This window comes from Neobacillus sp. YX16 (genome assembly GCF_030123505.1).
Taxonomy (GTDB): Bacteria; Bacillota; Bacilli; order Bacillales; family Cytobacillaceae; genus Neobacillus.
The window spans coordinates 1,350,801-1,373,426 of record NZ_CP126115.1; the positions used below are offsets into that span (position 1 = coordinate 1,350,801).

General features: G+C 35.8%; 16 protein-coding genes, 1 pseudogene and 2 riboswitches. Of the genes and pseudogenes, 16 read left to right on the forward strand and 1 reads right to left on the reverse strand.

The window, feature by feature from the left end:
* Positions 1–238 precede the first annotated feature (238 nt).
* The 13 genes and pseudogenes from QNH48_RS06655 (at position 239) to QNH48_RS06715 (ending at position 16,439) form a co-directional block, all read left to right on the forward strand.
* The gene (locus QNH48_RS06655; protein ID WP_283954270.1) at positions 239–5,767 is read left to right on the forward strand and encodes a 5'-nucleotidase C-terminal domain-containing protein; all 5,529 of its coding nucleotides are present in this window, start codon (positions 239–241) and stop codon (positions 5,765–5,767) included.
* Positions 5,768–6,088: 321 nt separating this feature from the next.
* On the forward strand, positions 6,089–6,328 hold the full coding sequence (locus tag QNH48_RS06660; protein WP_283954271.1) for a hypothetical protein: 240 nt from the start codon (positions 6,089–6,091) through the stop codon (positions 6,326–6,328).
* A gap of 447 nt (positions 6,329–6,775) precedes the next feature.
* Positions 6,776–7,003, forward strand: coding sequence for a hypothetical protein (locus QNH48_RS06665; protein ID WP_283954272.1), 228 nt, complete (start codon positions 6,776–6,778; stop codon positions 7,001–7,003).
* 84 nt (positions 7,004–7,087) lie between these two features.
* Positions 7,088–7,222, forward strand: coding sequence for a DUF2231 domain-containing protein (locus QNH48_RS06670; protein ID WP_283954273.1), 135 nt, complete (start codon positions 7,088–7,090; stop codon positions 7,220–7,222).
* A 36-nt stretch (positions 7,223–7,258) separates the two neighbouring features.
* Complete coding sequence (locus QNH48_RS06675; RefSeq protein ID WP_283954274.1) at positions 7,259–7,513, forward strand: hypothetical protein; 255 nt, start codon at positions 7,259–7,261, stop codon at positions 7,511–7,513.
* A 176-nt stretch (positions 7,514–7,689) separates the two neighbouring features.
* Positions 7,690–7,871: riboswitch (Lysine riboswitch) on the forward strand.
* Between the two features lie 118 nt (positions 7,872–7,989).
* Entirely contained in the window at positions 7,990–8,826 is an 837-nt protein-coding gene (locus QNH48_RS06680; RefSeq protein WP_283954275.1) for a transporter substrate-binding domain-containing protein, read from the forward strand.
* Between the two features lie 63 nt (positions 8,827–8,889).
* Complete coding sequence (locus QNH48_RS06685; protein ID WP_283954276.1) at positions 8,890–9,633, forward strand: amino acid ABC transporter permease; 744 nt, start codon at positions 8,890–8,892, stop codon at positions 9,631–9,633.
* 21 nt (positions 9,634–9,654) lie between these two features.
* Complete coding sequence (locus QNH48_RS06690; protein WP_283954277.1) at positions 9,655–10,395, forward strand: amino acid ABC transporter ATP-binding protein; 741 nt, start codon at positions 9,655–9,657, stop codon at positions 10,393–10,395.
* Between the two features lie 341 nt (positions 10,396–10,736).
* Positions 10,737–12,260 carry a spore germination protein gene (locus QNH48_RS06695; RefSeq protein ID WP_283954278.1) on the forward strand — a complete coding sequence of 508 codons (1,524 nt, stop codon included), beginning with the start codon at positions 10,737–10,739 and terminating at the stop codon, positions 12,258–12,260.
* Positions 12,261–12,307: 47 nt separating this feature from the next.
* On the forward strand, positions 12,308–13,384 hold the full coding sequence (locus QNH48_RS06700; protein WP_283954279.1) for a Ger(x)C family spore germination protein: 1,077 nt from the start codon (positions 12,308–12,310) through the stop codon (positions 13,382–13,384).
* A gap of 19 nt (positions 13,385–13,403) precedes the next feature.
* On the forward strand, positions 13,404–14,531 hold the full coding sequence (locus QNH48_RS06705) for a GerAB/ArcD/ProY family transporter (RefSeq protein WP_283954280.1): 1,128 nt from the start codon (positions 13,404–13,406) through the stop codon (positions 14,529–14,531).
* Positions 14,531–14,683: pseudogene (locus tag QNH48_RS06710) on the forward strand (amino acid ABC transporter ATP-binding protein); the annotation flags it as partial. The gene QNH48_RS06705 and the pseudogene QNH48_RS06710, both read left to right, overlap by 1 nt.
* Before the next feature lie 113 nt (positions 14,684–14,796).
* A riboswitch (glycine riboswitch) is annotated at positions 14,797–14,878 on the forward strand.
* A 196-nt stretch (positions 14,879–15,074) separates the two neighbouring features.
* The gene (locus QNH48_RS06715) at positions 15,075–16,439 is read left to right on the forward strand and encodes an amino acid permease (RefSeq protein WP_283954281.1); all 1,365 of its coding nucleotides are present in this window, start codon (positions 15,075–15,077) and stop codon (positions 16,437–16,439) included.
* Positions 16,440–16,743: 304 nt separating this feature from the next.
* Here QNH48_RS06715 and QNH48_RS06720 read toward each other — a convergent pair whose 3' ends face one another.
* The gene (locus QNH48_RS06720; protein WP_283954282.1) at positions 16,744–17,550 is read right to left on the reverse strand and encodes a YitT family protein; all 807 of its coding nucleotides are present in this window, start codon (positions 17,548–17,550) and stop codon (positions 16,744–16,746) included.
* Between the two features lie 274 nt (positions 17,551–17,824).
* Between QNH48_RS06720 and QNH48_RS06725 the strand changes: the two genes are divergently transcribed.
* The 3 genes from QNH48_RS06725 (at position 17,825) to QNH48_RS06735 (ending at position 22,615) form a co-directional block, all read left to right on the forward strand.
* Positions 17,825–19,366 (forward strand): response regulator transcription factor, encoded by a 1,542-nt coding sequence (locus tag QNH48_RS06725; RefSeq protein WP_283954283.1) that lies wholly within the window; start codon positions 17,825–17,827, stop codon positions 19,364–19,366.
* Between the two features lie 20 nt (positions 19,367–19,386).
* Positions 19,387–21,168 carry a sensor histidine kinase gene (locus QNH48_RS06730; RefSeq protein WP_283954284.1) on the forward strand — a complete coding sequence of 594 codons (1,782 nt, stop codon included), beginning with the start codon at positions 19,387–19,389 and terminating at the stop codon, positions 21,166–21,168.
* A gap of 160 nt (positions 21,169–21,328) precedes the next feature.
* The gene (locus QNH48_RS06735; protein ID WP_283954285.1) at positions 21,329–22,615 is read left to right on the forward strand and encodes an ABC transporter substrate-binding protein; all 1,287 of its coding nucleotides are present in this window, start codon (positions 21,329–21,331) and stop codon (positions 22,613–22,615) included.
* The last annotated feature ends 11 nt before the right edge of the window (positions 22,616–22,626 follow it).

Consider the following 22,626-nt stretch of genomic DNA (forward strand, 5'->3'; position numbering starts at 1 on the left):
AGCCATCTGATGCCCGTTGAACCTAAAAAATCATGGTAGAGGGAATCATTCGATTCATCTGATTCACAATGAGCCTAGTGAATTATTTGTAAATTAGCTCCCTTCAAGTTATTCGACAATTCGGCAATCTTTTACATGAAATTAACACTGGCTTAATAGTAGAATTATATAATTATTACTGGCAAGAGTTTGCTAGCATTTTAGATTAACAGTGATACATAATAAAAGGGGGAGAAACATGAATAGAAGACATAAGAAGAGATTAAGTATGGTCACGGTGCCTGCCCTACTTATAAGTTTATTCTCACCAATAGCTAATACTGCAGCAAAGGCTGAAACTAGCGTAGCTGCGGATTTGATAATCTCAGAATATATTGAGGGATCAAGTTTTAATAAAGCGATTGAGCTATACAATGGAACAGGCGCAGAGATTGATCTAAGTGGGTATACACTTGAACACTATAACAATAGTGGAAGTGCTATAACAGGAACAACTACTACGGATAAGGTTTTACCATTAGACGGTAAGCTCGCTGCTGGCGATACATACGTGATATCTCGTTCAGATGCAAATCCTGCAATTGTTGCGGTAACTGATAAAGTTGATGAGAGCAAACAAATAATTAATTTTAATGGTAACGATCAAATCGTACTTAAGAAAAATGGAAGTGTTGTTGATTCAATTGGATGGGTTGGATCAGTGGAAAATCACCTGGCAGATGTATCTTTAGTTAGAAATAGTAATGTTTTAACAGGCGATACAATTATAAATGATGCTTTTGATAAAACAAAGGAATGGTCTGATTTAGGTAAGGATGTCTCTTCAAACCTAGGAGTGCATACATTAGGTGGAGCTCCAGAAGAGGAACCTGAAGCGCCACTAGAAGCTATTACAGTGGCAAAAGCTCGTCAAGCTGGAGCAGGTCAAACAGTAACCATTGAAGGTATTGCTACAACAAAGAATGGACTTTGGGGTTATGATACTTTCTATATGCAAGATGGTACAGCAGGTATGCTCATTTACGGTAGCCCGAAGGATGTTCAACCTGGGGATAAAGTAAAAATTACTGGAAAGTTAATAACATATAAGAACGAATTAGAGCTTCAACCGACCAACATGGACATTATCTCCTCTGGTAACAATTTACCCGAAGCTCAAGTTATAGCACCAACAGCTATTAACGAAGCTACTCAAGGTGAATTGATTAAATTAGAAAATATTACAATTACAGCTCTGGAAAGTGATAGCTATGGAACGGCAATTTTCCAAGCAAAGACGGAAACAGGAGATCAGGTACGTGTGATTCATGATAATCGTACAGGTTCTGATTATAATGAACTGATTAAATATTATAAAGAAGGCGACAAAGTTCATTTAAAAGGAATTGGATCGATTGATACTGATGGATATCATGTAAAAACATTTGGTCTTGAAAGTTATGATCTAGTAAACAAACCAGCAGTTTATGTAGCACAAGCTCAAGGAACAGTACCAGCAGGTACAAAGATTGAACTGAAATCTGGTATTGAAGGTGCTGAGATTTATTACACAACTGATGGTTCAGTGCCAACAATCGAAAATACTAAATATGTTCAACCCATTGCATTAGAAACGGGCGACACAACTATTAAAGCTATTGCAGTAAATGGAGAAAAAGTAAGCGAAGTATTTAGCTTCACTTATACCATTTTAAATACTGAAGGCGTAAAAATTCGTGATATTCAAGGGAAAGGACATGTTTCTAAATATGACGGATCTGCAGTTAAAGGTATTACGGGTGTTGTAACGCATGTAATTGGTACGTCAACTTTTATCATTCAAGATGAAAACGCCGACGATAACAAAACGACATCAGAAGCAATTCAAGTATACAAATCATCTCATGGTGTGTCTGTAGGTGATAAAGTAACCGTTGACGGAATTGTAGAAGAAAATGGCGGCGGTGCTAACCTTTCTAAAACTCAAATTAACGCAAGTGCTGTAACAAAAACAGGGACAGCTGAGTTACCAACACCACAAGTAGTTGGTAAAGACATTCTGCCTCCAAATAAAATCATTGATAATGATGAAATGAAATCATTTGATCCAGAACAAGATGGTATTGATTTCTGGGAATCTGTAGAATTTATGCGAGTTTCATTCCCAAATGCGAAAGTAGTGGGCCCTCCTTACTCAAATGATGTTCCAATCATCGTTGAGAGCACTACAAACAATGTGTTAAATAATCAAGGCGGTCTAACGATTGCTGCAGATGATTATAATCCGGAAAAAGTATTCTTAGATAATGTAGGTAATAATTTCAAATCAGGTGATACTTTTGATGGTGATGTTGTTGGGGTTATTTCTTACTCAAGTAATGGCTATCAACTTTTAACAAACAAAGATAAATTACCTAAAGTAATCGAGTCTAACATACAACCAGAAGTAACGAATATTGCTCCAGCTGATGATAAATTAACTGTAGCAACTTACAATATGGAAAACTTCTCAAATAACAAATCAAACACACCAGATGAAAAAGTAGCCAAAATAGCGAAAACATTTGTAAGTAATATGAAGTCACCAGACATTATTTCGTTAGTAGAAGTACAAGATAATGACGGTGAAACAGATTCTGGAAATGCAGATGCATCTGAAAGCTACGAACGTCTAATAGCAGCAATCAAAGCAGAAAATGGCCCTGATTATAAATGGACAGATGTTACACCTGTAAACAATGATAACGGTGGTGCACCTGGGGGGAATATCCGTGTTGGTTACCTATATAACCCTGACCGCGTTACATTAGTTGAAGGAACCAAAGGTACAGGCACACAAGCTAATGCTTGGAGTGAAACAGGTAATTTAACGCTTAACCCAGGAGTCATTAATCCTGCTAAATTTCCTGATACACGTAAACCAATCGTTTCAGAATTTGAGTTCCAAGGAGAACGAGTAGTTGTCATCGGTGCTCATTTAAATTCTAAAGGTGGAGATCAATCCTTATGGGGATCTAACCAGCCTCCTAAATTAAATTCAGAATCAGAACGTCTTGGTCTAGCACAAGAAATTAATGATTTCATTGATGCAGGACTTGCAAAAAATCCTAATTTAAATATTGTTGTTGCTGGAGATATGAACGATTTTGAATTCACACCAGCTCTTGAAACACTTAAAGGTGGTGTATTAACAAATATGGTTGATCACGTACCTGCTGAAGATCGTTTCTCTTATTTCTTCCAAGGAAACAACCAAACGTTAGACCATATTTTAGTTTCAAACAACTTATTAAATGCTACAACAGCTGACATGATTCACATTAATGCGAACTTTACTGAACAGGCATCTGACCACGATCCAGTATTGGTTCAAATTGATCTAGCTAATGCAAATAAGAATTTTGATTTAAGCATCATGCACACAAATGATACCCATGCAGCTTTAGACAAAATGCCTAAAACTGTAACAGCAGTAAAAGAAGTTAGAGCAGAAAACCCAGATGCATTGCTTTTAAATGCAGGGGATGTTTTCACTGGAACATTGTATTTCAATGAATTCCATGGGCAAGCTGACTTGGCTCTAATGAATCTTATGCGCTATGATGCAATGACATTTGGTAACCATGAGTTTGATTTAGGCTCATCAGATGAAGGACATCAAGGCTTAGTTGATTTTATTAAGGAAGCAAAATTCCCATTTGTGAGTGCAAACGTTGATTTCTCACAAGATAATAAATTTACAGGTATTTTCAATGATTCCGTAACAGCTGAAGCAGTAAATGGTCAAATTTATAATGGTATTATCAAAGAGGTTAATGGTGAAAAGGTTGGTATCTTTGGTTTAACAACAGCGGAAACTGAAGATCTATCCAGCCCTGGAGCCATAACTTTTGAAGATTATAAAGCAGAAGCAGAAAAAGCAGTTGCCGCTTTTGAAGAACAAGGCGTTAATAAGATTATTGCATTAACTCATATCGGATATGACGACAATGCAGCATTTGATAACGACTTGGTATTAGCAGAAGAAGTTGAAGGTATTGACGTTATCGTTGGTGGACACAGTCATACCGTATTAGCTGAACCAGTAGTTGTTGCTAAAGACACAACACCAACTTTAATTGTTCAAACTGGTAATGCAAACAGCAATCTAGGTGTGCTTGATGTTGAATTTGATGAATATGGCGTTGTAGTTGGACAAGCTGGAGAATTAATTGCAATTGACAAACAAGCTGATGATCAAGAAGCTGCAGCGTTGTTAGCACCATACAAAACAAAAGTAGATGCTGTTGCGAAAGAGGAAATCGGTGTAACAACGACTGCAGAATTGGAAAACCCACGTACAAATGGCGATAATACAGCACCTAGTGTACGTAAAAATGAAACCATTCTTGGTAACCTTATTACGGATGGTATGCTTACAAAAGCAAAAGAATTTACAGGTAAAAATGTAATCATGGCATTGCAAAACGGCGGCGGAATCCGTGCAGCCATTAATGCTGGTCCGATCACAGTAGGAGAAGTCATTACTGTATTACCATTTGCAAACACATTAGCAACCATGGATGTAACTGGAGCTGAGTTAAAAGAAGCATTTGAAATTAGTTTCAGTAAATACCCAGGTGAAAATGGCGGTTTCTTACATGTAGCAGGTGGTAAAGTGGTATTTGATTCTACGAAACCAGCAGGAGAACGTGTAGTATCCTTAAAATATTTAAATCAAAATGGTAAATATGTAGACGTTCAAGACGAAGAAACTTATACAGTCGCAACGAATGCCTTCACAGCTAAAGGCGGAGATGGCTATGATGTCTTTGCGAAAGCTTATGAAGAAGGTAGAGTAACAGACTTAGGTTTATCTGACTGGGAAAACTTCCGTGATTATCTAGTAAGCTTAGAAACGATCCCAACAAAAGTGGAAGGGCGAATTGTTGAAGGAAGTGATGATCCAGGTAATAAACCGGGAGAAAACCCAGGTAATAAACCAGGCGAAAATCCAGGTAATAAACCGGGAGAAAATCCAGGCAATAAACCAGGCGAAAATCCAGGTAATAAACCGGGAGAAAATCCAGGCAATAAACCAGGCGAAAAACCTGGTAATAATCCAGGTAAATCAGATGAGGCAAAAGTTATTAAACCGAAAGTAGCAAAAGAAGGTAATAAGTATACAATTAGTGAAGAGGCGCTTGAAAACCTTGAAGAAAAAGCAATAGTAGTTGTTGAAGTTGATAATAAAATTAATGCAACAGTAAAACTTAAGAAAGAACAAATTCAAGCTTTAAAAGATGCTAGTGCAGCAATTCAGGTAAGCAATGGAAATGTAGAAGTACTAATTCCTGCTTCTATCCTGCCATTAGCAGAAAATCTAGATATTAAAGTGAAGAAAATGCAAGCAATAGGATCACTAACTGTTTATGACTTTACCAATGAAGCTGATGGCAAATTGTATCATGAGTTCAATGAAAAAGTTAAACTTACATTCAAAGTGGATCAAAAACAAATTAAGAATCCTAAAAATGTAAAAGTTTATTATTGGAATGAAAAGGAAGAAAAATGGGTGTTAATCGGGGGAGAATACCAAAATGGTGAAATCTCAGCCTATACCGATCACTTCAGTACGTATGGTGTATTCGAAGGTCAACCAGCTTCTAATAAAATTCCAACACAAGCTGATCATGAACTTCCAAATACAGCAACAAACAACTTTAACATTTTACTAGCAGGATTAATGTTAGTTCTATCTGGCGGCGTGTTATACTTCGTTAAGAGAAGAAATGCTATTTCAAATTAATAGGTAATAAATAATTGATGAATGGGTAATCTTAACCTGTTAGGTAGAGAGAGAAAATCAAAATAACTAAGAAATTTAGGAAGTTATCCATCAATTATTAGTTGTTTACAAGTGAAAAAAAGGGAGGCGTGCTAATTTGATGCACGCCTTTTTCATCATCATTAAAATTATTGAATTGGCAATTAACAATCATTCTGATTCTCATTAAACCTGAAAATCACGCTAGAGGAAATCAATATCTCCTCCTAGACATTTATTTACATATACAACCATTTTAGAAAAAAAGAATGTTAAAATACAGTAAAAAGAAGGAGTGGATTGATGAATAAAAAGATTGTTTTAACTATTAATCTAGCTTTATTGACTGTCATTTTTGTGGTGAGTTATATGATTTTCAAATCGTTTAAAGAAACCACGTATGCAGCTTTTATGGACGAGATTTTAGAAGGTGATACCGTAAAAAGTATTATCATTAAAGACTTTGAAAATCCTGAGCCAAAAAATCATATTTTTAATCGAAGACAAGGGAATTTTACAAGCTATTGTAGAACAATCAGCTGAGATGAAACTAAAAGAAACCGATGATTATCCGGATGATTTATATTAATTGTCCATGCACACAAATAAAAGGATATTGTCTTTATAATAGGAGTAAACAATGTTATTCGCATCAGTGGAATTAAGGATGGTCCAAAATATTATTTAGTAGAAGGAGAAAACACGCTTTTTCGAATTTTAACTGAAGTTACAAAAAAATAAGTTATCAAAATCCCTTCTATCTATTGAGGGATTTTTTTATAGTTGTTTTCATAGGCGCTTTCCATCAGTTTTCAAATGTAAAGGAATATGAATTGGTGCAAACCGGTTGATTGGTATGTATCCTGAAAACGCACCGGCCATCTCCGTTTTGAAATTTTTCCTTTCGGACTACACTCAGTCCAAGCAATCTTGTGAGTACGTTAACTGTTACACTACAGAGGGTGGTGCGCTCCCTTGCAATATTTGCAAATGGACAATTTCGTTCAATCAGTAAATTATCTTCCCCAAAGAGATTTACCTATGTGGCTATCGATTATTCAGGGATTAGTTGCAGCAGCTGGGCTTATTTCATTAATTCTAGGGGTAGTACAAGGGAGTGCAGGATTACTCAATCATCGCATTGATTCTATTCCTCATCGCTGCGCTTGGAGGATTCGTGTTGTTTTCTTACCATTTACTTCGGAAGACGCATCCTAAAGGCCTAATCGTGACTCATGCTTTAGCGGCAATTATTGCATTTGTTCTTTTACTTATTGGAATCTTATAAGGGTGGAGATGAAAATGAAAAAGCGGGGTAAGTTGAGGGTTTTTGGGCATCCAGTACACCCTGTCATTACACATTTTCCAATGGCCCTTTTACCGGTGTCGCTATTTGGTGATCTGATTGGAGTATGGACAGATGCTTCTTTCTGGTGAAACTTTTTGTTTTATTGTCTTGTAATAGGTTTAGTTATGTCTCTACCATCGTTAATTACTGGTATGATTGACTTTGTGGCACTGCCTCAAAAAGGGACTGTTGAGCGTGTTGCAATGAACCATTTGACCATTATGATTTCGGCAATTTTGATGTTTACGGGTAGCTTTTTTATTCGTTACAGTGTTGAAGTTCCGTTTCCCTCTCATTTTTTGGTCTTATCTTTCTTTTGCTTGGGGGATGGTTTGGAGGACAACTCGTTTACCGACACGCTGCAGGCAGCAATCCAATAATTGATAAGTCGGAATCGGGGAGAGCTCGTGCTTAGCCAGCCAAAAAAAGAAAGAGTTGCGATACCTCTAATGTTGGGCCCAGTGGTTTAATGAAATTGGCAGAAAAATACAAGTTGACGAAATTCGACAAAATGCTGTAGTATATTAATATAATTTAATAAGACCTCACTTTTTTTCAGTGAGGTAGAGGCGCGATATTTAACAGTCTTTAGTGGAGCTTGAGAAGCCGTGATGCTAAGGAGAAGGAAATGTCGCCGAAGTTTGTAATATTCTCAGTATTACATGCTGGGTCTGTAGTTAAGAGCTGCAGAACTGTCTCAATAAACTCTCCGGTTTATTGAGTTGTGCTATCTCAATTGGGATATATAAGAGGGGACTTAAGGGAACTATGCGTATTGCGGCCTGAGTTTATCTCAGGCCGTTTTTTGTTTTTAGTAAACTATTAAAACTATTAAAAAAAACAGGGGGAGAGCTTCATGAGAAATAAGTTATCATTATTTATTGTTTTATTGGTTTCAGCTATTGTTCTATTAGCAGGATGTGGGACAAGCAAGGGTTCTAATTCTGGAGCATCAGAGGATAATACTTTTACGGTCGGACTTGAAGCAGGATATGCTCCATTTAACTGGACTCAAAACGATGATTCCAACGGTGGTGTTAAAATAGGCGGTTCTGCAGAATATGCGGGCGGGTATGATGTTGAAATTGCTAAAAAAGTAGCGGAAGGTTTAGGAAAAGAATTAGTGATTGTCAAAACAGAGTGGGATGGTCTTGTGCCAGCTTTAACTTCAGGAAAAATTGATGCGATTATAGCTGGTATGTCACCGACAGCAGATCGTAAAAAAACAATCGATTTTTCGGATAATTACTATACATCCAATTTAGTGATGGTTGTCAAAAAAGGCAGCAAGTATGAAGGTGCAACTTCTATCCAAGATTTCAAAGGGGCAAAAGTTACAGCTCAATTAAATACGTTCCACTACTCAGTAATTGATCAAATTGAAGGTGTAGACAAGAAAACAGCAATGGACAACTTCCCAGCAATGAGAGTAGCTCTTGAATCAGGGATGATTGACGGATACGTTTCAGAGCGACCAGAAGGAGTTAGTGCATCAGCTGCAAATGAAAACTACGTAATGGTTGAATTTGAAGAAGGATTTAAAACATCAGCAGATGATACAGCAATCGCTGTCGGTCTTGAAAAAGGCAGTGACCTGACAGATAAAATCAATGAAATTTTATCAGCTATACCAGAAGAAGAACGTACAAGCATTATGGACACAGCTATTAAGAATCAACCAGCAGCAAAATAATTTTAAGGAAGCCGGCTGTATTTACTAGTACAGTCGGTTTTATACAGTAAAGGAGGATAAAAGATGAGTTTTGAGTGGGTCATTACAATTATCTCGGAAAACTGGCCTATGTTCCTTCGTGGTGCTGGTTTAACACTTTTGATTGCTCTTATTGGGACGGTTTTGGGGGCGATTATTGGATTATTAGCAGGGGTAATACGTACCATTCCAGTACCTGAACGTGGAGCGAAAAAGGTATTTTTAAAAATAATTAATGTAATCCTTTCTATTTATATCGAATTCTTCCGTGGAACACCGATGATTGTACAAGCGATGGTGATTTATTATGGTTCTGCGTTAGCATTTGGTTTAGATATGAATGTTTTTGTTGCGGCTATTATTGTGGTATCGATCAATACAGGAGCCTATATGGCAGAAATCGTTCGTGGCGGGATTGTTTCGATTGATAAAGGACAGTTCGAAGCAGCGCATGCTATCGGAATGAATCATGTGCAAACGATGTGGAATGTTGTATTACCACAGGTTATTCGCAATATTCTACCTGCTACAGGAAATCAATTTGTTATTAATATTAAAGATACATCCGTTCTGAATGTTATTTCGGTTACAGAATTATATTTCGTTACAAAATCGATTTCAGGTAATAACTTTAGATATTTCGAATCATTTTTCGTAGCATGTATGATTTATTTTGTAATGACCTTTATTGTCACAAGAATATTGCTATACCTCGAAAAGAAATTAGATGGCTCTGACAACTATACGATGATTGGCAACGATACACAGCTAGAAGTAAATCAAAAATAATGGGAGAAGGAGGAGGAGAATATGGAAAAGATTATTGATATTCAACATTTAAACAAATCCTTTGGAACGCATGAAGTACTAAAAGACATTAATTTTTCTGTGAATAAAGGGGAAGTAGTCTCCATTATCGGTTCCTCAGGATCTGGTAAATCAACTCTTCTTCGTTGTATTAATCTATTAGAAAAACCAAGCGGCGGACAAATTATCTATCATGGTGAAAATATCCTGGATGACAAGCATGATGTAGCGGATTACCGAAAGCATTTAGGCATGGTATTCCAACAATTTAACTTATTTAACAATCACAATGTCCTCAACAACTGTGTGGTAGGACAAATAAAAGTATTAAAACGCTCCAAAGAAGAAGCTGAAAAAGTAGCGATGAAGTACTTGAAGGTTGTTGGAATGGACAAATATATCAACGCGAAGCCAAAGCAGCTATCCGGTGGCCAAAAGCAACGCGTGGCGATTGCAAGAGCACTTTCGATGGAACCAGATGTGATGTTATTTGATGAACCAACATCCGCGCTTGATCCAGAAATGGTAGGAGAGGTTCTAAAGGTCATGAAGGAACTCGCCGAATCAGGTCTTACGATGTTAATCGTAACGCACGAAATGGAATTTGCCAAAGAAGTATCTGATCGCGCTGTATTTATGGACAAGGGAGTTATTGCAGAAGAAGGAAGTCCTGAGCAAATTTTCAATAATCCAACACAAGACCGTACTAGGGAATTCTTAAAACGTACTTTAAAACAATCATAATCTATTTTTCTAATAGATTACTAGGAATGTGCAATGTCTAAATTGTATATCAGCATAGAAGCAAACATTTAAGGAGCGCTTTTCACATTGAAAGGCGTTCTTTTTGTATTTACTGGATGATTGCCTAAGAACAAATTCAAGCACTAGCAGTATGACCATAACAGGCTTTAAAATTAATGATTTCAACTGGTGAAAAGGAAAGCCTCCTTACAGTGAGGCTTTTTTCTATGCGTTGAATTATATCTGATGAAAATTCTAGATGTAACAGAAACATAATTTATTCATATTGAAACATACTAAAAGTGGAAGGTTTTACATTTTATTTGGGATTTGGTGGATAAATGTTCAAAAAAAAAATAAAACGAACAAACTTTATTAGTAAATATGATACACAGGAGAAAACCATTGATGAGGTTTTTGAAAAGGCAAAAAAATCTAGTGACTTTTCAAGTTTATCACCAATTGAGTCAAACAATCGGCTACAAATTAGTTTTTATAAGACTTTAATTAATATAGATTTATTTCATCAATCTCTCCTCCCAAGCCTAATGGAAAAAATAGAATCAATAAATAAACTTGATGATATCAAACGATTTATACCAATTGAAGGTATTAAGATTTCGAGTGATGGAAAAGAGGTAGAAAAGAGCCTCCATGAAGGCTATGTAGTGATTCAACTAAGTGAATACAAACAGGATTGTGTGCTCATTAGTTTGGAAAATTCCCGGTTTGGTAAGCGGGAAACAAATGAAACAGAAAATGAGTTTAGTGTAATTGGTCCGAAAACAGGATTTATAGAGGATCTCAGTACGAATCTTCACTTATTAAGAAGTGAACTCGTGACATCTGATCTTATCTTTGAAGAGTTTGTAGTTGGAACGAGATCGCAAACAAAGGTTGTGGTTTCCTACTTAGATGGAATCACAAATCCGGAATATGTGAAGACAGTAAGGCAGCGAATTTCAAATCTTGACATTGATGTTTTATTCGATAACACTCAATTGGAACAAATGATATCGGATCATACTACTACTCCTTTTCCGTTATATATCACTACAGAGAGAGTCGACAGAGCCGTTTATGCATTAATTCAGGGGCATGTGGCTCTCATAAGTGATAAATCATGCTATGTCGTGACAGGGCCATCAAATCTCATGGACTTTTTTTCATCCCCTGAAGATTATTATTTGCCTTGGATTGTAGCATCATTTTTTAAACTTATCCGAATCATTGGGATGTTGTTTTCTGTTTTTTCGACCCCTTTTTATGTGGCAATCTTAACGTTCCATTTTGAGGTAGTACCGAAGGATTTATTGGGACCTATTGTTTATTCAAGAGCCAATGTTCCATTCCCGCCAGCAATAGAAGTTTTGTTTTTAGAATTAACCATCGAATTTCTAAGAGAAGCGGGAGCTAGACTGCCAACGAAAATTGGTCAAACACTCGGGATTGTTGGGGGAATTGTAATTGGGCAGGCAACCGTTGAAGCAGCTTTAACAAGTAATATTTTATTAATTATCGTGGCATTATCTGCGTTGTCGTCCTTTACGACTCCAATCTATAAAATGTCCAATGCTGTTAGAATCCTTCGATATCCTTTTATCCTCCTTGCTGCTTTATATGGGGGATTCGGTATTTACATTGGAATAATTCTTTTAATTACACATCTGATGCGTTTAAAATCTTTGGGTAACCCTTATATGATACCTTTATTTCCATATCGAAAAGGCGGTATCATAAATTCTTTTAGTAGGCCGCCGTTTCTTTTTTTGAAAAAACGTCCCTCTTTTTTAAGACCTCTAACTCAGAAAATGTATGAGCCAACGATCAATCGGGACCCTGAGGAAGGTCTTAATTCTGAATAACAACCTATATGAAAGTTGAGATAAAGTTGAATAAAAGGCGAAGTAGTATGATCCTATTTTTGATTTCCATATGTCTAGTCAGCCTATTGGGATGTACGAGAATGAGAACCATCGATAAGGTAACCATGGTTCATGTGTTCGGGTTTGATAAAGATGATAAACAGCTAATCGGAACGGCACTATTTCCGAATTACACGAAAAGTAAAGATACCGATAATATTCAATTATTAACAGAAAAAGCGGTTGCTGGGAATTTATTTTACCAAGAATTGAATAAGCATACGGACACGCCTGTTAAGTTTGCAAAGTTGAGAGTGATTGTGTTTGGGAAGAAGTATGCTGAATCTGGTATTGGTGATATGGTAGAACGATTTATTATTAATCCAGAGCTTGGAACTAGAATTCAACTTGTGGTTTCAGAACAATCAGCAGAGGATACATTACATGAATTTAGGAAGGGAGATTCACTTAATTTACTTGATATCATACAACATAATATCACTAGGCAATACTTACCGGAAATGAATCTTCATTACTTTTTAAATCATTTTTACGGACAAGGAATGGACGCTTTTGTTCCCATGATTTTATTTGATGACCAAAAGAAATTGATGGTTGACGGCATTGGAATATTTAAGGATGACAAGCTAAAACTCAAGATAAATGAAGAACAGACGATACTCTTTTCGATTCTAAAAAATAGACGGGTTGAAGGTACCTTAAAAATGGATGTCGAACATATGAGCAAAAAAGGTATTGTTATCACTCGTGGTTATAAAAATAGTCAAAAATGGGAATTTAAAAAAAATAATCTAAATCAACCTGAGTTGAATCTTACCTTAAATCTGCAATGGACAGTAAGTCAGTATCCTAATTGGATTAAGCTTTCGAATGAAAAAGATAAAGAGCTTTTAATAAAATTAATAAAAGTAGAAGTGAAAAAAATGGCGGAAGAGCTTTTGATGACTTTAAAAGAAAATGAAGTTGACCCAATAGGGATTGGTAATATTGTGAGGTCCCAAATGAGGGATTGGGATGAAAAGGAGTTTTATGAGAGGTATCCTAGTTTACCAATTAACGTAGAAGTTCATTTAGAAATAATGAATACAGGTTTAGATGTTTAACTCATAAGGATGATTACGGATGCAATCAAAGGTTAAGGAAAATGCTATGGTTTCACCCTATTTCATGTTTTTTCTCATTCATGGGACCCAAACAGGTATTGGAGTATTAAAGTTTCAATCAGAAATTATTAAAGGAGCAGGACAGGATGCATGGGTTTCTGTTTTGGTTGTCGGTCTAAGCTTACACATTATTTTCCTCATGATGTTACATATCATGAGAAATTCTAGCCAAGGAGATATCATATCATTTCATACTGACTTATTTGGTAAATATGTAGGAGGCATTCTAAATATTTTGGTGGCAATCTATTTTTTTGCGGTAGGACTACTAGCCTTGCAATCCTATGTAGATATTCTCCAAATTTGGGTGTTTGATGGGATTAGTTCTTGGGAAATTTCTCTCCTTATCTGTTTGTGTGTTTACTATATTGTTTCTGGCGGCTTCCGTTTAATTGCAGGTATAGCGTTCTGGGGGGTCATTATTCCAAGCTTTTTGTTGTTATCTTTTGTCTATGTAATTAGATATATAGATTATACCTACATCATGCCTTTATTTAACCATGATTTCAAAGACTATCTACTATCAGCAAAAGAAAGTGGATTCATGTATTTTGGCGTAGAGGCGATATTTGTGTTTTTTCCTTTTATTAAAAACGGGATGAAGTCCAGTAAGTGGGGACATTACGGTTTACTCTACACAACAATCTTTTACCTTGTAATCACTCTAGTAACATTTATGTACTTCACACAAGGTAAACTTCAACATTTATCTTGGCCAACCTTGAGCATAATAAAAATTATCCAATTGCCTTTTCTAGAACGGTTTGAGTTTATTTTTATCTTTACATGGCTATTAGTTTTTATACCAGTCGTTTGCACGTACTTGTGGTCATCCGTGCGAATCATAAAACTGACCTTTAAGAAACTAACACCAACATTTATTCTCTTCTTCCTACTTGGTAGTTCCTTTTTAATTATTTGTAACGCAGAGGATATCCTGTTTAAGCAACTGTTGGAAAAGGTTGTACGTTACTCAGGTCTCATTTTTTTATTTGGCTATGTTCCTCTTTTATTTATGATTAGTTTAATCAAGTCCATGATAAGTAAGCGAAAGCCGGAGCGCCAAGGTAGTGAATCGGTGTTGTAGAATGGTACTTTAAGAAAGAAGTATCAGATCGCGCTGTATTTATGGACAAGGGAGTTATTGCAGAAGAAGGAAGTCCGGAGCAAATTTTCAATAATCCAACACAAGACCGTACGAGGGAATTCCTAAAACGTACTTTAAAACCATCACATTGATTGTTGACAAAGTGTTTAAATACTATTAAAATTAAAAATTATTTGAAGATAGTTAACATGAGTAAAAAACTTAATAATTTGAGGCTATGATTGCTATGGGTCACACTATAGCAGGAGCAGCTTCTGGAGAGACCGCTGGAATTTAAGCGGCGCCGAAGGGTTCACAATCTCAGGCAAAAGGACAGAAGAGTACTGAATATTTATTTGTTATGCTGAAAATCGTTAGCATGATAAATATTATTTGTTATTCTTAGACCTAAGAGATTGGAGGACATCCAATCTCTTTTTTTTGTTTTAGAAAAGAAGAAAGAGCAGTCTCTCATAAAGTTAATGGGTAAAATTATTGCTTATCGTTTCACATTAAAGAATCGTTTTTAAGGAGGAGTTAGGTTTGGCACAACAAGAATTAAAGAGAGATTTAAAAAATCGGCATGTTCAACTAATCGCAATTGGCGGCACCATTGGTACCGGATTGTTCTTAGGATCAGGTAAAGCGATACAACTGGCAGGCCCATCCATCATCTTTGCTTATTTAATCGTAGGTATCGCCGTATTTTTTGTTATGAGGGCGCTAGGAGAACTTCTTTTGTCTAAAGCAGGTTATCAATCTTTTACAGACATTGCCGAAGATTATCTTGGATCTCGGGCAGCGTTTGTAACCGGATGGACCTATTGGTTTTGCTGGATTATGGTTGCTATGGCTGATGTGATTGCAGTTGGTTTATATGTACAATATTGGTTTGATATTCCACAATGGATACCTGCCATCATCTGTTTAATCATTATATTAGGACTGAATCTATTAACGGTAAAGCTGTTCGGAGAATTAGAGTTTTGGTTTGCTTTGATAAAAGTAATAACGATTCTCGTATTGATTGGCATTGGGGTTATTTTGCTCGTGATGGGATTCAAGACTGATGTTGGAACGGTTACGGTTCAAAACCTTTGGCAACATGGAGGACTTTTTCCAAATGGCGTTTCAGGTTTCTTACTTTCCTTCCAAATGGTCGTCTTTGCCTATGTCGGTGTGGAATTAGTGGGTGTATCAGCAGCGGAAACAGCCAATCCAGAAAAAAATATCCCATCGGCGATTAATAAAATTCCTGCAAGGATTTTATTCTTCTATGTTGGTGCTCTGATCATCTTATTATGTGTGAACCCATGGACAGAGCTAAATCCTGCAGAAAGTCCTTTTGTTAAAACGTTTGGGTTAGTCGGAATTCCGGTTGCAGCAGGAATTATTAATTTTGTCGTCTTAACTTCAGCCGCTTCTGCTTGTAACAGCGGGATGTTTTCAACAAGCCGGATCCTGTTTAATTTAGGGAAAAATGACCAGGCGCCATCCAAGTTTGCAAAACTGAATAAAAATTATGTACCAAGTAATGCTTTATGGGTATCCGCCCTTGTCGTATCAGTAGGCGCACTATTGAGCAAACTTATTCCGGAACAAGCTTTTGGTATCGTGACAACGATTAGTGCAATTTGTTTTATTTGGGTTTGGGGTGTCATTCTCATTTGCCATTTACGGTACAAGAAAACACAGCCACAATTGCATAAAAAGTCAACCTTTAAAGCACCATTCACACCATTTAGTAATTATGCTGTCTTAGCGTTGTTTGCCATGATTCTCATCATTATGCTGGTTGCTGAGGAAACACGTCCGGCCTTATTGTTGACACCTCTATGGTTTATTCTATTATTTACTCTGTATTCAAATACAAGAAAAAAGGAAAAAGATATCAAACTATCAGCATAGGAGCAAACATTATGGAGCACTTTTCACATTGTGATCTATGACCCATAATGGACAGTTTAATAAAAGAGCGATTAAATTTATTAAACGGGGAACTGTACCATGAGAGAAGCCATTAATAATCTGCAGGATAAAAGTCATCCCCTTAGCACTTTTTGTAAATAAAGGGAGCCCGTTTAAAAAACTAGGGCTCCCTCTCATTTTAAGCATCGGATTTTTGTACATGCCAAGTCCTTTAATACATTTCTAATAACGTAAAATCCTGCGAATAATACATTCCTTTTGCTCATGGTCAAGCAAAACCCTTCTAATTTTTAGCGAATACACCGTCAACTTCAACGGTCTTAAATATATTAATAAATGCATTTTCATCATGGGTACGGACAATTTTTTTTATTTGTGCCGTTTCGTAGCTTGTAACAACCATCATGATAATCTGTTTTTTCTCTTGGGAGTAGCCGCCATAGCCTTCCGTGATTGTAATCCCTCGATAGACTGATTCTAGTAATTCTTTTCGTATTAACTCACCTTTTGAAGTGACTATCTGCATAGTCAATTTAATATGATCCGTGTGGATGGTATCAATCATTTTTCCAGTTAAATAGATAGACAAAAGCGTGTATAAGGCAATATTCCAGCTGAAAGCTGCTCCAGAAATAAGTACAATGATGCCGTTCATACCAGTAAGAAGAAGACCAACAGAAAGATTACTTGTTCGGGAAAGGATAATCGCAATGATATCTAGACCACCAGAAGTTCCGGAGGACTTTAAAATGATGCCGACTCCAATGCCTCCAATGATTCCTCCAAAAATGGTTGAGAGCAATATATTGTCCGTCACAGGAACTGCGGGCAACAGGTATAAGAAAACAGAAAGTGATAAAACACAAATGAGTGTATTGATGGTAATCATTTTCCCAAGTTTAAAATAGCCTAAAATCATTAATGGTAAATTAAGCAGCAGATTCATTAAGCCAATATTAAATGGAGTGATTAGCCCAATCAAAATCGCAATACCACTTATACCGCTACTCAGTATTCCATAAGGAACGAGAAAGAAATTAAAGGCAAAAGCCACGATCAAGGAACCTGTGATCACAATTAAATTTTTCATTTCGACTTACCCCCCTAGAATAAAAATAGAATTATTTTTACATAAAAAAACTCGCCCCTAAATTGGGACGAGTTAGTGCTTTCTCGTCATAGATTTTATTTATTAAAAAATAATTTATCACGAGCGAAATGGTGAGTCAATATATTTTATTAGTATAATTTTAGATTGAATATTCAAAATAATAAATCTGCGGTTAAAATGCCAATACTAGATATGATGTGTATAATATATGAAAGAATATTTGTAAATTAGCTTTGCGTCTGAGGTGAACATTATGGCAACTAAAGAACTATGTAAAATTATTATTGTAGATGATGAAATCTTAATTAGACAGGGGATAAAACACTACATGAATTGGGAGCAAGAAGGCTTTCAAATTGTGGGAGAGGCTTCAAATGGAAAGGAAGCACTTGAGATCATTGAACGGACTCAACCCCAAATCGTAATAACCGATATTGTGATGCCTATTATGGATGGGGAAGAATTGACAAGAATCGTTAAGTCAAAATATCCAGATATCGAAATCATTATACTCAGTAGTTTTGGGGAATTTGACTATGTTCGTTCTACCTTTCAAAGTGGAGTTGTTGATTATATATTAAAGCCTAAGCTGGATGCACGTACATTGTTAGACGGGTTAAATAAAGCAGTAAGCAGGATGACACCTACTAATTCAAATGAGAAAAAACAGCAGGATCGCATTTCTGTTAATCTAGTAATTGATAAGTTAATTTCTGGTTTTGAAATGGATTATGATGCAGAGTTACTAACTAGAGTATTTCCCTATGACAGCTTCTATATTTTAGGTGTAGTTTTTAATGGGCAAATTCCTAGAGGAGATCTGCTTCAAATTCAAGATAATATTACAAATCAGTACCGTTCTTATTTACCTCAAGCAACACATTATTCCATTACCTTGGATAAGAATAAAACAGCAGTCATTCTAAATGTAAATAAAGATCAATCCAAAGAGGTAATCAATTTTATACAAAAGATTGCGGAAGCCAATAAAGATTTAGGCTTTGTTCTAAGTGAACAATTTACTGATTTTTCAAAAGTAGGGCTTATATATAATGAAAAGATATCAAAATTGCTACAATATCAATTTTATTTCCCCAACATTCCTTTTTTAAGAGAACAGGATTTACAACGAGAAGTACCGAATAGTGAAGCTTTCAAAATGGATTGGTTCACAAGTGAATGTAAGCATAGCCGCTTTCAGGAAGCTTTTAGCTATTTACAGGAGTATGTATCAGTATACTCTAAATGTTATTCAACGGATATTTTCGAATTTAAATCTTTCTTTGAAAATATCATCTTTCACATTACTGTCATACTAAATAACATGGAATACGATGTCACTGAAATAAAGAATGCCAAATATGAGTATTTTAGGGCAATTAACGAGGCGCAGTCGTCTAATGAGACAGTAGAACAACTAAATAAATTTATTGAACAAGTGAACAAATGCTTACATTCGGAGAAAAATCAACCTAGTAATTTAAATATGAAGAAAATCCTGCAATATATTGAAGAACATTATGCAGAACAACTTAGCCTTTCAGACGTAGCTGAGCATTTTCATTTTAATCCTTCCTATATGTCTAACTATTTTTCTACACATAATAAAGAAGGGTTTATTGAGTATTTGAATAAGGTTCGAATTGAAAAGGCTTCGCAGCTTTTACTTAAGGATGCAGCCTCGATTTCAGACATTAGCGGAATGGTTGGTTATTCAGATCATAGCTATTTTTGTAAAGTATTTAAAAAGGTCAATGGAATGTCACCTAGTAAATATAGAAGAAAACACACTTGAGTTTAAGAGATGGGATATAAATGAGAATAATATCGAAACGATTTAAACATAATAGCTTATTTTATAAAATGTTTCTTATCACAATACTAATCATTGTTACTGTGTCCACTCTGATAACCTGGACCACATTTCGTATGTCAGAAAAATTTTTTATTGAACGGTTTAGTTTAAACAATAGCAAGGTTATGGCTCAAATAAAGGAGAGCCTAGGTACTTTTCAATATTCGATTGTTATCGCTTCTAATAGCCTTATGAACAACGGAACAATCAAGAGTTTTCTCACCGGTGAGCACTCGAACGCAATGTTAGGCACGTATTATTATAATGTGAAAAAACAAATGGCCAATATAAAATCAAGTGTAGAAGCTTATGATGTTAGTATTTTGGTCTATGGTATTAATGGTATTAGTTATGCAACAGATAGACCTTCATGGGCGGCATCTGATAAAGAGTTACATAATCACTTCATTACCACAAATACACTCAAACAACCTAAAAAGCTGCTATTTCATCTTGAACAACAAGGGGATCAAACTCAAGAAGAAAGAAATATTGTTGCTTCTAAGGCTTTTATGGAACCAACTTCAAAATATATTTATGGATTTATGTACTTTACTATTCAAGAAAAGGATTTTAGAAAGTTTTATAGCAGCTATACAAGCTTAGGTAATAATGTGTTAGTAATGGATCAGTCTGGGACTATTTTATCCAGTAATCGTAATGAGTTTATTGGAAATAAAGAACCGGAGCTCCTGAAATATGCTAACCAACTAGAGGAGCAGCAAAAGGATTACATGGATGCAAATTTTAAGGGTAAGGACCATTTAATAATGAGTGAATATCTGCCTACCTTTGATTTGTATTTGGTAAATTTAATCGATAAAAAAACTGCATTTGCAAATATCATTGATAAAAAATCGATTGTTCTCATATGTATACTGTTTATCTTTTTAGCTATCATCATCGTATTTTTTGCATCTAGAAGATTAACAAATTCGTTGTCAAATCTTGTGAAACAAATCGGAAATACTCCGAAAAATGACTTTGACCATTATATACCTGTTACGGGTACATACGAAACTAGACAAATTGGTCAAGCTTTCAACTCTATGCTTGATGAGCTTCATGAGTATGTGAATAAACTGGTGCTAGTCCAAAAACAGAAACGTAATGCGGAATTAGCAGCACTGCAGCAACAGATCAATCCACATTTTTTATATAATACATTAACTTCAATCAAATTCATGGTCCAGCAAGGTGGAAAAGAAGAGGCAGCCGAAACCGTTAATGCGCTGATATCCTTATTACAAAATACGATAGGTAATATTAGTGAAACGATAACTGTGAGGCAGGAAATAGACAATTTAAAAAGTTACGTCTTAATCAATCAGAAACGCTATGGTGAACGAATTAGAGTGAATTATTTCATTGAGCCAGAGTGTTTTGAAATCCAAATTCCCAAACTGATTTTACAACCCTTTATTGAAAATTCCTTCTTTCATGGCTTCAATAAAAAGAGTGGTGGGACGATTAATGTTCTTGTTTGGCAAGAAGGAGCTTCCCTAATTTGTGAGGTATTGGATAATGGTGACGGAATGGAGGTATCAGCAGATAACAAACTTCCGGGTACGAAGCGCAAACAGGCGATGTTCAGTGGGATTGGTGTTCGAAACGTCGATGAGCGTATTCAGCTGATTTATGGTGAAGCTTATGGTGTTACCATCTCAAGTAAGATAGGTGAAGGGACAAAAGTTCGTATTTCACTTCCATTACAAAAAACTAAAAATTGTCATATAAACTGAAAATAGTACAAACGAATAGTTGGAAACGTATTCAATATGCAAAAATATCACAAATTTACAAAAATATCGTCCTAACTCGTACTCTCTAAGTGATGGTACCATAATTAATGTAAGTAAGATAACGCTTACTTAAGAACAAGTAATCTTAGGGGGTTTATAGATGAAGAAAATATTTGCATTATTAATGGTAAGTATGCTTTTGTTAGCTGCGTGTTCTTCGGGGTCTTCAAATGGGACTGAATCAAAAAAGGATTCAGAAACAAATGAAATTACTGCTTGGGCATGGGATAAAAACTTTAACATCAAAGCATTAGAATTAGCGAAGGAAGGTTATGCATCTGAGAATTCAGATCTTAAAGTGAACATTATTGAAAATGCTCAAGATGACATTGTTCAAAAACTTAATACAAGCTTAAGTTCTGGTACAACAAAGGGACTGCCCAATATTGTGTTAATTGAAGATTATAATGCAAAAAGTTTCCTTCAAGCATATCCAGACATGTTCCATCCACTTACTGGATCTTATGAAACAGATGATTTTGTTCAATACAAAGTGGAAGCCACTAGTGTAGATGGTGAAAACTACGGACTTCCATTTGATACAGGGGTAACTGGATTATATGTTAGAACAGATTATTTAGCAGAAGCAGGTTATTCAGTTGAAGATTTACAAAATATCGACTGGAAAGAATACATTGAAATTGGAAAGAAAGTAAAAGAAGCAACGGGTAAAAGATTGCTTACGTACGACCCAAGTGATTTAGGAATTCTACGTACCATGATTCAATCCGCAGGTAAATGGTATGTGAAAGCAGATGGTAGTACACCTGATTTAGCTGAAAATGATGCACTTAAACTATCATTTGAAATTTACAAAGAACTTGTTGATAATGATTTAATGAATTTCCATTCAGACTGGAATCAGTTCTTAGCTACATTCAATGGTGGAGAAGTTGCTACAGTTACTACTGGTAACTGGATTACGCCTTCAATAAAAGCGGAAGCTTCACAATCAGGAAAATGGGCAGTAGTGCCACATCCTAGTCTTCCAGGAATGGAATCAGTAAATGCATCTAACTTAGGTGGTGCATCATGGTATGTTCTAAATGTTCCAGGGAAAGAAAAAGCAGTAGATTTCCTTACAAAGACTTTTGGATCAAATGTAGATTTATATCAAAAATTAGTTAATGAAATTGGTGCTCTCGGTACTTATATCCCAGCTACTGAGGGAGAAGCATATCAAACCAAAGATGAATTCTTCGGTGGTCAGTCCATTATCTCTGATTTCTCAAAGTGGGCTGAAGAAATTCCACAAGTAAACTATGGTATGCACACCTATGCGATTGAGGATATTTTAGTTGTTGCCATGCAGAAATACCTTGATGGTCAAGACCTTGATAAAGTGTTAGAAGAAGCACAACAACAAGTGGAAACGCAAATCAAATAATTTGCCTTGAA